At 43.2% G+C, this 12,769-nt stretch carries 15 protein-coding genes; 5 read left to right on the top strand and 10 right to left on the bottom strand.

Annotated elements, in window-relative coordinates; translation table 11 throughout:
- The first annotated feature begins 13 nt into the window (after positions 1 to 13).
- On the top strand, positions 14 to 241 hold the full coding sequence (locus tag HC175_RS05550) for a hypothetical protein (protein ID WP_168137475.1): 228 nt from the start codon (positions 14 to 16) through the stop codon (positions 239 to 241).
- A gap of 43 nt (positions 242 to 284) precedes the next feature.
- Here HC175_RS05550 and HC175_RS05545 read toward each other — a convergent pair whose 3' ends face one another.
- The 8 genes from HC175_RS05545 to HC175_RS05510 all read right to left on the bottom strand — a co-directional run bounded on the left by HC175_RS05545 (position 285) and on the right by HC175_RS05510 (position 8,074).
- A complete protein-coding gene (locus HC175_RS05545; RefSeq protein ID WP_168137474.1) occupies positions 285 to 860 on the bottom strand; it encodes a PhnA domain-containing protein in 576 nt (191 codons plus the stop codon).
- A gap of 214 nt (positions 861 to 1,074) precedes the next feature.
- The gene (locus tag HC175_RS05540; RefSeq protein ID WP_168137473.1) at positions 1,075 to 1,629 is read right to left on the bottom strand and encodes an REP-associated tyrosine transposase; all 555 of its coding nucleotides are present in this window, start codon (positions 1,627 to 1,629) and stop codon (positions 1,075 to 1,077) included.
- A 221-nt stretch (positions 1,630 to 1,850) separates the two neighbouring features.
- Positions 1,851 to 3,563 (bottom strand): DUF885 domain-containing protein, encoded by a 1,713-nt coding sequence (locus HC175_RS05535; RefSeq protein WP_168137472.1) that lies wholly within the window; start codon positions 3,561 to 3,563, stop codon positions 1,851 to 1,853.
- 58 nt (positions 3,564 to 3,621) lie between these two features.
- Entirely contained in the window at positions 3,622 to 4,623 is a 1,002-nt protein-coding gene (locus HC175_RS05530) for a metal-dependent hydrolase (protein WP_168137471.1), read from the bottom strand.
- 157 nt (positions 4,624 to 4,780) lie between these two features.
- Positions 4,781 to 6,553, bottom strand: coding sequence for a MutS-related protein (locus HC175_RS05525; RefSeq protein ID WP_168137470.1), 1,773 nt, complete (start codon positions 6,551 to 6,553; stop codon positions 4,781 to 4,783).
- A gap of 2 nt (positions 6,554 to 6,555) precedes the next feature.
- Positions 6,556 to 6,918: an MmcQ/YjbR family DNA-binding protein gene (locus tag HC175_RS05520; protein ID WP_168137469.1), complete on the bottom strand. Its 363-nt coding sequence runs from the start codon at positions 6,916 to 6,918 to the stop codon at positions 6,556 to 6,558.
- Between the two features lie 26 nt (positions 6,919 to 6,944).
- Positions 6,945 to 7,325: a DUF4260 domain-containing protein gene (locus HC175_RS05515; protein WP_168137468.1), complete on the bottom strand. Its 381-nt coding sequence runs from the start codon at positions 7,323 to 7,325 to the stop codon at positions 6,945 to 6,947.
- Positions 7,322 to 8,074, bottom strand: coding sequence for a cyclase family protein (locus tag HC175_RS05510; protein WP_168137467.1), 753 nt, complete (start codon positions 8,072 to 8,074; stop codon positions 7,322 to 7,324). The genes HC175_RS05515 and HC175_RS05510 overlap by 4 nt, the downstream gene beginning before the upstream one ends.
- Before the next feature lie 177 nt (positions 8,075 to 8,251).
- Here HC175_RS05510 and HC175_RS05505 point away from each other — a divergent pair, with 177 nt between their 5' ends.
- Both HC175_RS05505 and HC175_RS05500 read left to right on the top strand, forming a co-directional pair.
- A complete protein-coding gene (locus HC175_RS05505; protein ID WP_168137466.1) occupies positions 8,252 to 8,467 on the top strand; it encodes a hypothetical protein in 216 nt (71 codons plus the stop codon).
- The gene (locus HC175_RS05500; protein WP_168137465.1) at positions 8,455 to 8,766 is read left to right on the top strand and encodes a type II toxin-antitoxin system RelE/ParE family toxin; all 312 of its coding nucleotides are present in this window, start codon (positions 8,455 to 8,457) and stop codon (positions 8,764 to 8,766) included. The genes HC175_RS05505 and HC175_RS05500 overlap by 13 nt, the downstream gene beginning before the upstream one ends.
- A 54-nt stretch (positions 8,767 to 8,820) precedes the next feature.
- Here HC175_RS05500 and hemW read toward each other — a convergent pair whose 3' ends face one another.
- Together hemW and ruvC are read right to left on the bottom strand one after the other, a co-directional pair.
- Positions 8,821 to 9,948: a radical SAM family heme chaperone HemW gene (hemW, locus tag HC175_RS05495; RefSeq protein ID WP_168137464.1), complete on the bottom strand. Its 1,128-nt coding sequence runs from the start codon at positions 9,946 to 9,948 to the stop codon at positions 8,821 to 8,823.
- 75 nt (positions 9,949 to 10,023) lie between these two features.
- Positions 10,024 to 10,575 (bottom strand): crossover junction endodeoxyribonuclease RuvC, encoded by a 552-nt coding sequence (gene ruvC / locus HC175_RS05490; RefSeq protein WP_168137463.1) that lies wholly within the window; start codon positions 10,573 to 10,575, stop codon positions 10,024 to 10,026.
- A 74-nt stretch (positions 10,576 to 10,649) separates the two neighbouring features.
- Between ruvC and HC175_RS05485 the strand changes: the two genes are divergently transcribed.
- Positions 10,650 to 11,615 (top strand): hypothetical protein, encoded by a 966-nt coding sequence (locus tag HC175_RS05485; RefSeq protein WP_168137462.1) that lies wholly within the window; start codon positions 10,650 to 10,652, stop codon positions 11,613 to 11,615.
- Complete coding sequence (locus tag HC175_RS05480) at positions 11,612 to 12,745, top strand: glycosyltransferase (RefSeq protein ID WP_168137461.1); 1,134 nt, start codon at positions 11,612 to 11,614, stop codon at positions 12,743 to 12,745. Before HC175_RS05485 ends, HC175_RS05480 begins: the two co-directional genes overlap by 4 nt.
- Positions 12,746 to 12,769 lie beyond the last annotated feature (24 nt).

The raw sequence follows: 12,769 nt of genomic DNA, 5'->3' as shown, positions 1-12,769 counted from the left end.
GTAAATTAAGAGCATGAAAATCTCAGCGCATTTCTTTGTTCTTATAACTACCGTCATACTAGCCCTGGTAGCTGTACTTGTTTTTTATAATTTTTCTTTTCCCCTTATTTTAATTACTGTCATTCTAGGACAGGCATGGTGGTTACTAACAGTGTATAAAGTTCTAAAGGACGACTACAGCACTGAAAAGACCTTTGAGGATTGGTACGAAGATCATCCTATTGATAATCGTGAAAAGTGAATTTGAAATTTGATGACCCTAATAGTGATCCCGGGCATTACGTTTAGACCTTTTTTACGAATTTAGTAATGATCACAATCTGCTGTCCATCCACTTTCCCTTCTATATGCTCAGGATTGTCATGAACCAGGGAAACTCTTCTCACGGCAGTTCCTCTTTTGGCCACCATGCTGGAGCCGCGAACCGGAAGATCTTTAATAAGCACCACCGTATCCCCCGATTCTATTGTTACACCGTTGCTGTCTTTGTGAACCATTCCTCCAGCACTTTCTCCTGTAGCCTGACCTGCTTTAGCCCAAGCCAGTTGATCCTCCTCCATGTACATCATGTCCAGCAGGTCCTGGGGCCAGCCTTCTGTTTTTAACCTGTTGAGCATTCTCCAGGCCATTACCTGAACTGCAGGAACTGGACTCCACATACTATCATTGAGACATCGCCAGTGATTTGGCTCTATTTTTTCGGGATCTTCGATCTGTTCCTTACAGGTTCCACAAATGAGAACGTGATTTTCCACATCTGCAGGAGAATCGGGTATCATATATACTTGCAAATCTTCTTTGGAACTACAAAGTTCACACTGAGATCCGCTTCTTTGGAATAAGTCTTGTTCGAGGCTCATGGAGAGTAATGCTTTGGCACAAAAGTAAACTTTAAAATGGTTTCACGGCACGGATCGCAGATCCGCGCCAACTATACTTTCGAATTTTCGATAGCGCGGATTTCTAATCTGTGCTAAGTACATAAGAATAAGAACTCGTCACGGATCGTAGATCCGCGCCAACTCTGTTTCCAAATTTCGATAGCGCGGATTTGTAATCCGTGCAAGGTAAGAATCAAGCTAAGTCCAAAATCACCACCTCCAACTCTCCTTCCAGGCCGGCATAATTTCTTGCAGAACTATAAACGTAATCTTCAGGTCGAAAAACAATTCTCTCCTTCACTGGATTATTGTGAGTATATCTTAATTTTTGAGAAACAAACTTTTCGGAAAACAGATGTTCAGCATGATATCCATCCTGCCACACTTTGTATTTCTGATTTCTCTTGAGACGGTAACAGGCATCTTCAAAGTAGGTCAGCATCCAATCACGACGACTTTCGGGTTCTGCTTCTATGTTTTTTATAACTTCTTTGGAAGTAAATTTTTTGAAGTCACGCATGATTTCAGGAAGAGAAATTTCACCTCTTGCTTTACACAGCATATGCAGATGATTAGTCATTATGCAATAAGCATAAATCTCGAGATCTTTTTCTTTTTGACAGAATTGGAGACTTGAAATTAGCACATCCTTCTGTTGCGGACGTGTAAATACATCCACCCAACCTACAGTAGTCAATGTTACAAAATAACCTTCATTAGGTTGTGCTGCTTTGTATTTGGTAGACATATAAGAAAAATTATGTTTAATCACGGCACGGATCAGAAATCCGCGCCAACTTATTTTCAAATTACAAAAGGGCGGATTTAAAATCCGAGCTGAGCTTTTAAAAAATTAATTCTTTGCAAATAAATTTCGACTGGAGTCGTCACGGATCAAAGATCGGCGCTACCTTTTGTACTGCGTTTCGATAGCGCGGATTTGCAATCCGTGCTGAGTACTAAATAAAACTATTTCAAACTCCTCTCTATATACGCCTCCACCCGCTCCTCAAGAATTGGCAGCGTCACAGTTCCCTGCTCCAGGATCACCTCATGGAACTTCCGGATGTCAAAATATGGGCCCAAAGCCTCTTCTGCTTTTTTGCGGAGCTCCCTTATCTTCATCTCGCCAATTTTATAGGAAACTGCCTGCCCCGGCCAGGAGATGTATCGGTCTACTTCAGTGTTGATATTATGCAGAGAAAGGGCGGTGTTGGAACGAAGGAACTCCACCGCCTGTTCCCGGGTCCAGCCGAGTGCATGAATACCAGTATCAACTACCAGTCGGCCGGCACGCCATTGCTCATAGGTCAGTTTTCCGAAGCGTTCGTACGGAGTGCGGTAGATCCCCATTTCCTCTGCTAAAGTTTCGGAATACAGCCCCCATCCCTCTCCAAAAGCCGATAGATAGAAGTTCCTTCTGAATTTCGGGATACTATCTCCCAACTCCCCATTCAAAGAGATCTGAAGGTGGTGTCCGGGAACTGCTTCATGAGCAGTAAGTGCCGGAAGCACATACAAAGGCCGGTTCGAAAGGTTATAGGTGTTTACCCAATAGTAGCCGGGCTGCGTATCATCATTAGCTCCAACGTATCTCCCGGTGGTGTACTTTGGTGCTATAGCATCGGGCACCGGCGCAACTCCGTAAGGTTTCCTTGGGAGCGTCTTGAAATATTTCGGAAGCTGGGCGTCGATGCGCTTAGAGATATCCCTCGCCTCCTTTAGAAGCTCTTCTCCGGTCTCGGCATAAAACTGCTCATCGGTCCTTAAAAAATGAATGAAATCTTCAAAACTGCCTTCAAAACCGGCTTCTGCAATGATCTTTTTCATTTCGGAATTGATCCGCGCCACTTCTTCAAGGCCTTTTTGGTGGATCTCTTCTGCGGAAAGATCCAGCGTAGTATAATAATTCAGGCGGTTCTGGTAATATTCCCTGCCGCCCGGTATTTCTGAAACTCCTATAGACTCTCGCGCTGCCGGAAGATATTCGGTCTCAAAAAAGGTCTTTACACGGCTGAATTGTGGGATCACCTTCGTAGCAACTGCTTTTTCAGCTGCAATTAATACCGAATCTTTCTGCTGCTGACTCAATACGGCCGGAAGCTTCAAAAATGGCGAAAAATAATAACTTTCTTTTGGATCTTCTACGATCTGGTCATCGTAGGTAGCCTCATATCCCTTAAAAATAACAGCAGGCTGTAAAATGCCTTTTTTGATCCCCTTCCGCAGTAAAATCAGGTGTTGATCTACATAGGCGGGAATCGCATTTAGCTTGTTCAGGTAGTCTTTCACCTGCTTATAATTACTAAAATCCCTCACGTGGTAAGGCAGGCTCACATGAAAGCCGGCATCTGAGAGCAACGGATTCAAATAAGCCTCATATCCATAGAAATCCACCGTTTCCTGCAGGTCATACCTCAACAGCTCGGCAGAGATCTTTGCAGTTTCAGAAAGCTCATTTTTGTTGATCCTTTCCAGTTCCTTTAGCCTCTCACGTGCAAATTCGGCCTGCTTTTTATAATATTCTTCGGTGTAAAGCCCTAGCGGAAATTCTTTTCGGTCATAACCTTTGTGCTCATCCACCTTCTCGATCACCTGCTTAAGAGCTTCGGAAGGATTTTGACTCTGTGCCTGAAAATTTAAAAGTAGAGAGAATATGAGGCTCCAAAAAGGGTATTTCATGATCAGATTTTTTGTTGAATGGTAAATATAGAATTTCCCTTAAAAATAACTTCTGAAGCTAATTGCCTTTGATACGCTCCCAAAGATCTTTGAGGATCTGTTGAGCATCTTCAGGTCGCTTGGGCTCTTCTTCAGCTCTGATAGTTTCATCCACCGGAATTAACTTATAGCTAAATGCAAAACTGGATTCGGAATCTGAGGGATTCAACTTTCCGAAGCGAAGGTCATTGAAATATAAGAAACCGTCCTTTTCAGAAATAGTGTACCAGCCTTTAGAGATGTCTATTAAACGCTGCACGTTTTTGTCATTTTTGAGACTTCCCAGGTAATGATGGTTTTTTGGAACCGCCTCAAACCTGACCATTTCCACATCAAAAAAGGAGTAATAACCAATAAGGAAATCATTCTCGGCTTCGGCGTTTGCAGCCCATAAAATAGTGTTCAATGGCGTGGGCCGGGTGTCAAGACGGGAATAGAAAATCCCCTGCCGCTCCAGGTCTTCCACAAATTGGTGGTGAGCTACCAATTTGAGAACCACCGTCAGCAGTAAATAGGTGGTGCTAACGATCAATCCAAGACGGTTGAATTTTGCCCTTTTTGGATCCTCTTTTTTCCGCCGCATAGCGAGGAGGAGAAAGATGATGAAAGGCAAAGTGTACAGGGGATCGATCACGAAAATACTCTTGAAAGCCAATTCCGTTTCCAGTGGCCAAAATAATTGCGTACCCCAGGTGGTAAAAGAGTCGAGAATAGGATGTGTAAATAAACCCCAGAACATGAGCCAGGACCAATCTTTCCAGCCAACCCCACTCTTCCTCTCAATCTTTGAAATGAGCCAGCCAAAAACGGGAGCCGCTAAAACTGCAAAGACTATGGAATGAGAAACTCCGCGGTGGATCTCTGTTGCGGTAATGGTATCGGTAAAGTTGCTTGCAAGAGCATCAAGATCGGGAATGGTACCTGCAATAGCACCATACAGCATTGCCTTGTTCCCGACTTTCCTGCCGAGTACAGCTTCGCCTACCGCGGCACCGAGTACTATTTGAGTAAGTGAATCCATTTAATTATTCAAGGTTTAAAATTTGGGATTCAAGATTATTGGTTCTCGGCACGGATTGCAAATCCGCGCCATCTCTTGTGGTTTTTTTAAGGCAGACCTCACAGGTTTTGAAAACCTGTGAGGTCTAATTCTAACTTCGCACTTCATAAATCTACCTTCAGTCTACAATTTCCATTTTCTTCAGCAGGAAAGAGGCATTCATGTTCTGGCAAATTCCTTTTTTGAATTGGTAGTCAAAATTGAGCTCGTCGTTGATGATCTCGGCATCGAAATAGTAATTCTTAACCTGTGGCAGTTCTTCAGCTACTTCACACAGGCTTAGATCGTGGGTGGCGATGATTCCGGTGGAATTGGAACCGATCAGTTTTTCTATGAACTTGCGGGAGCCAATGGCCTTGTCTGTGCTGTTGGTGCCTTTCAGAATCTCATCAAGAATAATAAAATACTGATCGGTTTTGATCTCATCCACAACGAACTTCAGCCGCTTTAATTCAGAAAAGAAATAGGATTCATCATCTGTAAGCGAATCTGTTGTGCGCATGCTGGTGATGAGCTTGATTGGGGTGTAATGACAAAAGGTAGCGCAAACCGGCAGACCGACATTTCCCATTAAGATCTGCAAACTTACAGTTCTCAAAAATGTGCTTTTTCCGGCCATATTTGCACCCGTAATGATGAAGAATTGTTCCTTTTCAATGGAAAAGTCGTTCGCAACACGCTTTTCAGGATCTAAGAGAGGGTGCGCAAGCTGAGTAGCTTCAGAAATATGAGAATCGTGATGCAGTTCGGGAAACACATATGATGGGTGATTAAAAGCGAAGTTTCCGAAGGAATTATAGGCATCAAAATATTCTATAGCGCGAAACCATTTTTGAACCTCCTGCCCGTGTTCACCTATCCACTGCTCCAGCTTCCAGGAATATCGCAGGTCCCAAAGCATAAAACCCTTTCCTATAATTCCGAAGATCATATTATTGCCCTGTTCCAGGGAGTCGATAGCTCTGGAAAATTTTTTCAGGATTACTGAGGCTTTTTGTTCTTCAGAAACTATAAGCTCTTTATTCTTCCTTAACAATTCTGAAGTAAACGAAGTATTTTCGATTATCGCCAAAAGCTGATAGTACTGGTGAAAAGTATCCTGCACTTTGCTCACCCTGTCAGAAAGCAGATTGATACGTTTCATAAAAAACCCAGTGATGAGCAGTCCCGTAAAAAACCAGATCCCCAAGGATACCCCGCTGATATAATCCAGAATGAAACCCGTGATTATAATAGCAGAGAGTATTGAAAATAACACCGGTAACCACTTCATTACTCGGGGGACAAAATTTTTATATTGGTCCAGCCATTCTATGATCGTAAGGGTACGTGTCTCGGTTTTGACCAGGGTCGCAATGGCAGAGAAATTTTGCCGCCAATCGGCTTTTTCAGCAAGTTCCTTAATGGCCTCCTGCTTCAGGTGAATATCATCAATATCATTGGAAAGCAGAAGCTGCGCAAGCTTTTCTTTACCTTCTACCAGAGCTGAACGATTGAGATACTGAAAAAAGGAACCTCTTCCGAAGAGATCGATATCCTGACTGTAAGGGTGCAGGGGATCGGCGAATTCGTCTCCTGTTGGCAGGGTTTGGAAATTCCGCTTTAAAACTTCAAGTTCGGTTTCATTGATATTGATCAACTCCTGAAATTTGTCCCGCTCGTACCGCAGATCGGTGTGCCGGGAAACCAGAAAAATGAAAATCCCGATCCCCACAAGAAGAGACGCTACAACAGCTGTTAAATCTCCCCAAAAAGCATAAACGGCATAAGCCATCGCCAAAAATACGAGTAGTCTCAAAAGGCTCGAGAGGCCCAATTTGCGTGATGCCGCTTGCAGATGGGAACGGTATTTCTCAATTTGTGAATTATAAAAAGTTGTGGGATCCTGCATTTTTAACTCTGTAGATTATCTAATTCCTGCTGAAGTTTCTTCGGAAGGCTTTGTACCACCAGATCATAAGAATGCTCGATCAAATCAAGCACCAGTTGCGGCGGAAGCATTTCAATCTCAAGGCTGTTCCAGTGCTTCTTGTTCATATGATAAGCGCCTTCAATATGGTCGGGATGTTCATCCCTTAAAGCAATAGCTCTCTCGGGATCACACTTAAGGCTCACCCTGAAGGGAAGGCTTTCCAAAGCTCCAAGTGCAAACATTTTGCCCATGACCTTGAACACAAGTACGTCGGGACCAAAAGGCAGCTCCTCGGTCACAGCTTTTTTTGCAAGGCAATAATTCCTGAAGCCTTCAACATCCATAGCTCAAAGATAAGAAATCAAGAGAGCTAAGAACTTTCTTTAGTTGTTTTCCCTTCGGAAGTTCCCAGGGTGCCTAAATGAGTGAATTTAAAGCCTTCTTCAAACTTCAGTCCGTAGCCCAGAAGTCGGTCAAAAGCAGCATGAGAGAACATAATCACGCCAATGAGCTGCAATACGGGAATAAGGAAAAAGAAACCTAGCAGATAGATCATGATCGCCACTCCCTTGTGGTGAAAAAAGTTATATAGAAAAGCACCGGCTCTGTTTCCAAAAGCGTAGCCTACCATTCCGAGATCGGGCGCGAGGAAGAGAACGAGAAACCACCACCATTCGTAATACAAAAAGCCAAAGACGTAGATTCCGAGTAGTAGCATAGCCAGCTCCTCCAGTTTTAAAGTTGTTTTCATAATTTCTGAGGTTTGTAGAGCACCGGCTTTGACGGTGCGGCGTCGTTTTCAAAAGAGGCCGGCTGCAGATTTAAAAAATAGAAGCCGTCTTCGATTCGCGAAGGCACATAAACCAGTTCGGTTATCGTAGCCTGCAGGCGGGTGTTTTTTGGATAGTTCCAGAAAGCTTTATGGGCCAGTAACTTCCCCCCGTCCTCTTCGCGGTCTACAGAAGGTAGGTCGATGAGCAAATGTTCTACCCCACATTCCCGCAGGTAAACTGCAGCTTCCTCCTGTAAGTACGGCCAATTGGTGTGAGAGTAGTGTTTGCTGCGCTTGGCGATGCTGTTTGGTAATGTGCGAATGATCACAGCCTGCGCCTCTCCCTCTCTAAAAAGGGATTTTAACTGCTCCTTTGTGATCACCTCATCTCCACCAGATTTTTCCGGCTCAACAGAGATCAGTTTAGCAGCAAAGAAGAAGGTTTTTAGACTGTCATTGATGCCATGGTATTCCGAGGTTATATGCCCCACACATTCGGTGTGAGTAGTATGCCCATGCGGATTGAAATAGATATTATTGAAATTTACAGACGCACCTTTGCTCACTTTGCCCACCCAGTTACCTTCCTTCACTGGCTCTATTTTTGGCGCCTTTAAATACCATGCCACCGGATTCTTGTCATCTCCTCTCAGACTGAGGGAAATATCCAGGGGTTTGGAGAAGTCGATGGTGTAAGTTTGACTATTATATTGAATGCTCGCCTGCATTGAGGATGTTTCTTTGGGATGTTGTAAAAATAGAATGTTTTTCTGACTATTAATATTCACTACCCAAAGAACAATCTTTCCAGGTTTAATCAATGGTATTTAAAATCTATACCTCTAATAATTATTATCTTTACTAGACGGGACTTAATAGCAAAGGCAATGAAAACAATACAAAAATTGAAAAGTAGACTGATCGATCGAATTATGGTAAGCGAAAATGAACAGCTTTTAAATGCCATTGAAGGTCTCTTGAGAGCTACTCAGGAGAAGGAAGAGATAAGCTTAACTTCTGAACAAATTGAGATGCTTCAAATGAGTGAAGTGGATATCAAGGAGAATAGGCTTATTTCTGAAAAAGATCTGATGAGACAGGACGAGGAATGGATGAAATAGAAATTCTTTGGACTTTTACGGCTAAAGCACAGAGAGATCAAGTCTTTCGGTACTGGAACGAGCGAAATGGAAATACAAACTATTCACGAAAATTAAACAACGCAATCAGGGAAAGGCTCGAAATTCTTAGAACCAATCCGGAGATAGGCAAGGCTACAAATTTTCTTGATTCCCGCATTTTCGTTCTGAGGCATTATAGTATCATCTACAAAAGTGATTTGCCTAAAATCTTTATTATTGGTTTTTGGGATAATAGAAAAGATCCAAAAGATTTAATTAAATTTCTAAGGGATAATTAACTACACTTTTCAACCCTTTCAGGGTTTGAAACCCTGAAAGGGTTTTGTCTCACGCTACTCCTCCACCCAAAATAAGTCTGCAGCAATGCCGTCACTTAAAAATTTACCTTTTCTGGAAACCTGGAGTCGGTTGTCGTTCCATTCCAGCATTCCCGATTGGATCAACTTTGTAGCCTCTCTGAGCAGGTAATCCTTAAATTTTCTTCCAAAGCTCCTTTCAACCTCATCTACGGCAATTCCCCATTTGGTGCGCAGGCGGGTCATGACCAGTTCGTTATAGCGATCTGAAAATGAAAGCTGCTCGACCTCTGCCGGAATTTCCCCTTTTTGAAGGGCCTTGATGTAGAGCGTATTGTTATTAATATTCCACTTGCGGTTGAAGCCATCGAAAGAATGTGCAGAAGGCCCTATTCCCAAGTAAGATTTCCCGAACCAGTAGGCGGTGTTATTCCGGGAGAAAAATCCGGGTTTACCGAAGTTGGAGAATTCGTAGTTGTCAAAGCCCGCAGCCAGTAAAGTTTCAATCATGATCTCATACTGCTCCTTTGCCAGCTCCTCCTCTACCGGAGCTACTTTGCCTTTCTCGATCATGCTTTTCAAAGCTGTTTTTGGTTCTACCGTCAATGCATAGCTTGAAATATGCGCTACGCCGAGATCCAAGACGATCTGGAGATTTTCTTTCCAGCGCTCATTGCTCATGCCGGGAATGCCGTAAATCAAGTCAATGGATATATTCTCAAAATACTGTTTCGCCAGTTTTATAGACTCCAAAGCCTCTTCGGAATTGTGCGCCCGATTCATCAACTTAAGATCTGCTTCAAAAAATGACTGTACTCCTATACTCAGCCGATTCACAGGAGAAGCTGCAAGCATCTTGATCTTTTCTTCAGTAAGATCATCGGGGTTGGCTTCGAGAGTGATCTCGGCATCAGCAGTAACCTCATAAATTTCGTGAATCACTGCGAAGATCTGCGCCAGCTCTTCTGCAGAAAGCAGCGATGGCGTTCCCCCTCCAAAATAAATGGTCTCCACCTCATCCTTTATTTCATCCTTCCGCAGCTTCAATTCTTTGCAAATTGCTTCCACCATCTCCGGCTTCTTCTTTACCGAAGTCGAGAAATGAAAGTCACAGTAGTGACAGGCTTGTTTGCAAAACGGGATGTGAATATAGATACCTGACATTGATTCAATCTGAATATTTAGAAATTGGAGAATTTGATGATCATTTTCAAATCTTCAAATCCCCACATCTTCAAATTATTTTATTTTCCCCGGATTTTGCTTTACAAAAGCTGCCCAACCCGAGTAGCTCTTGCCAATTTCCACTTTACCGGAATTATAGAAGTGACAAACAGCCGCTGCGAGTCCGTCGGTGGCGTCTAAGTTCTTGGGGAGAGATTTTAAAGAAAGAAGGCTTTGTAACATTCCGGCGACTTGTTCCTTGCTGGCATTTCCGTTTCCGGTGATCGCCATTTTTATCTTTTTTGGAGAGTATTCGGTTACCGGAACTTCCCTGCTTAAACCTGCCGCCATCGCCACTCCCTGCGCCCGCCCCAGCTTCAGCATGGATTGCACATTTTTTCCGAAGAAAGGCGCTTCAATCGCGATCTCATCGGGATGCCAGGTGTCGATAAGCTCTACGGTACGCTCAAAGATCAGTTTCAGCTTAACGTAAGGATCGTCATATTTTTGAAGGTGCAGTTCATTGAGTTGCAGGAAGGACATTTTTTTATTCACCACCTTGATGAGACCGAATCCCATGATCGTGGTTCCGGGGTCAATGCCTAAAATGATTTTTTCGGTAGTCAAAAGCTTCGTAATATTGCAGGTTCAATCGTGCCGGTAATAAAAGCCCGGCAGTTATCGGGTTCTTAAATAAATTCATGCGAATAACCTCGCACAAAGCTAATCAATTCTTCTCACTAGTTCTCAAGATCCTGGTGGTATTGGCCGCAGTATCATTTATTTGGTACAGGGTCACCAGGGATGAGAGCATGGACTTCGACCGTTTTGTAGATATCCTTGATCGTTACAGGATCTTTTCCTATACCAATATTTTAATTCTGGTGCTTTTTTCAATAGCAAACTGGTACTTTGAGATCTTAAAATGGCAAACGCTTAGCAGCCACGTAAGAGATAATTCTTTTATGCGTTCCATGAGAGAAAGCCTGGCGTCCTTTACCGCGGCGATCTTCACGCCTAGCCGGATTGGAGAATATGGAGCGAAATGCCTCTATTATGTTCGGGCAGAATGGAGAAAGATCATTTTTTTGAATTTTCTTGGAAATACTGCCCAGCTTTTCGCTACTTATTTCTTTGGAATAGCAGGGCTGCTCTTTATAATTACTTCTGTTGATCTTGCATTACCCGTTTTCAATATCATCCTGGTTTCCGGACTTCTTTTTGTGCCTTTCATGGCCTATTTTGTAATGAAAAAGTTCAAGATCAGGCTTAAAGGATATTCGATCCAGAGGCTGGAGGAATCATTTCATAAGGTTTCTGAAGAGATAAGGTGGAAAACCCTCATTTTTGCCAGTATCAGGTTCATCATTTTTACCCATCAGTTCTACTTTCTACTGCTGCAGTTCCAGGTAGATGTGTCCTATCCGCTGCTTATTGCGGCAGTGTTCAGCACCTATATTCTGGCTTCCATTATCCCCACCATGATCATTTTTGACGCTTTCATTAAAGGCGGATTTGCAGTATGGATCTTCGGACTTTTACAAGTTCCCCAAATTATTGTACTTACCATTGTGCTCACGGTCTGGATCCTCAATTTCGGACTGCCCGGTCTTGCCGGAAGTTACTACGTCCTTAGGTATAAAAAGGCCAAGCACGCCATAGCATGATCGCGGCCGCAGTAATTATTACGCTACTTTACGCACTGGCCATGCTCTTCCTGCTCTACGGATTTTTCCAGGTGCCTCAATTCTCCGGAAAAAATTCAGCTCCAAAAACACATTTTTCGATAGTCATTCCCTACCGCAATGAAGCTGAAAATCTTCAGGCGCTATATGAGTCTCTCCTGAAGCTGAAATATCCCGCTGAAATGTTCGAGATCCTGGCTGTCGATGATGCTTCCGAAGATAATTCGGCTGCATTATGGGAAGGTTTCCGGAAGGAGCATCCTCAGCTCAACATTAGGCTACTTCATAACATCCGTAAAACTGGAAGTCCGAAGAAGGACGCACTGGCCTTAGCGATTTCAGCTTCAGAATATGATTACATTTTAACCACAGATGCCGATTGTTTGGTGCCGCAGGCGTGGCTGGAAAAATTCAACTCGATCCTTGAGGAGACAGGTGCAAAAGCTATTGCCGCCCCGGTTGCGCTAAAAACAGAGGTGGCAAAAATGACATTTTTGAGAGGTTTTCAGGAGATGGATGTTTTGAGTCTGCAGGCTGCAACTATCGGCGGCTTTGGTGTTGACCTGCCTTTTATGTGTAACGGCGCTAATTTTTGCTACTCAAAAAAGGCGTTTTTGGAGGTCAATGGTTTTGAAGGAAACCAGGAATTTGCAGGAGGTGATGACATCTTTTTATTGGAGAAATTCAGGCAGAAAGGATTAAGATCAGTTTTTCTTAAATCTCCGGAAGCTATTGTACAGACTTCGGCAACCGGGAGTTGGGCTGCATTATTTTCACAGCGGGTAAGATGGGCAGCAAAAGCAGCTGCATATAAGTCGGATTTTTCCAGAGGCATGGGGCTTCTGGTCTTCCTGATGAATTTTTTGCTGGTGATGGTGATGATTCGTACTATGGCAGCAGCACTTCCGGTTTGGCTCCTGTCATTTATGTTTATCATAAAATTCAATATTGATTTTATACTCATATACAACAGCGCCAAATTCTTTGACCGCGAACATGCTGTGAAAAGCTACTTTTTCAGCAGTATAGTTTATCCTTTTTTCAGCAGCTGGGTTGTAATTAATTCTGTTTTTTCAGGCTTCAGATGGAAGGGCAGAGCTTTTAAAAAATAGGTTGCCGCTGGAAATTTTTCTTAT

Source organism: Salinimicrobium oceani (assembly GCF_012037645.1).
The sequence above is the reverse complement of the archived record's forward strand: the minus strand, read 5'-3'. Positions and strand labels throughout refer to the sequence as shown.

Bases quoted from the DNA above. Each gene is read 5' to 3' on its own strand.
- HC175_RS05550 (WP_168137475.1), top strand. From the start codon at position 14: ATGAAAATCTCAGCGCATTTCTTTGTTCTTATAACTACCGTCATACTA.
- HC175_RS05545 (WP_168137474.1), bottom strand. From the start codon at position 860: ATGAGCCTCGAACAAGACTTATTCCAAAGAAGCGGATCTCAGTGTGAA.
- HC175_RS05540 (WP_168137473.1), bottom strand. From the start codon at position 1,629: ATGTCTACCAAATACAAAGCAGCACAACCTAATGAAGGTTATTTTGTA.
- HC175_RS05535 (WP_168137472.1), bottom strand. From the start codon at position 3,563: ATGAAATACCCTTTTTGGAGCCTCATATTCTCTCTACTTTTAAATTTT.
- HC175_RS05530 (WP_168137471.1), bottom strand. From the start codon at position 4,623: ATGGATTCACTTACTCAAATAGTACTCGGTGCCGCGGTAGGCGAAGCT.
- HC175_RS05525 (WP_168137470.1), bottom strand. From the start codon at position 6,553: ATGCAGGATCCCACAACTTTTTATAATTCACAAATTGAGAAATACCGT.
- HC175_RS05520 (WP_168137469.1), bottom strand. From the start codon at position 6,918: ATGGATGTTGAAGGCTTCAGGAATTATTGCCTTGCAAAAAAAGCTGTG.
- HC175_RS05515 (WP_168137468.1), bottom strand. From the start codon at position 7,325: ATGAAAACAACTTTAAAACTGGAGGAGCTGGCTATGCTACTACTCGGA.
- HC175_RS05510 (WP_168137467.1), bottom strand. From the start codon at position 8,074: ATGCAGGCGAGCATTCAATATAATAGTCAAACTTACACCATCGACTTC.
- HC175_RS05500 (WP_168137465.1), top strand. From the start codon at position 8,455: ATGGATGAAATAGAAATTCTTTGGACTTTTACGGCTAAAGCACAGAGA.
- hemW (WP_168137464.1), bottom strand. From the start codon at position 9,948: ATGTCAGGTATCTATATTCACATCCCGTTTTGCAAACAAGCCTGTCAC.
- HC175_RS05485 (WP_168137462.1), top strand. From the start codon at position 10,650: ATGCGAATAACCTCGCACAAAGCTAATCAATTCTTCTCACTAGTTCTC.
- HC175_RS05480 (WP_168137461.1), top strand. From the start codon at position 11,612: ATGATCGCGGCCGCAGTAATTATTACGCTACTTTACGCACTGGCCATG.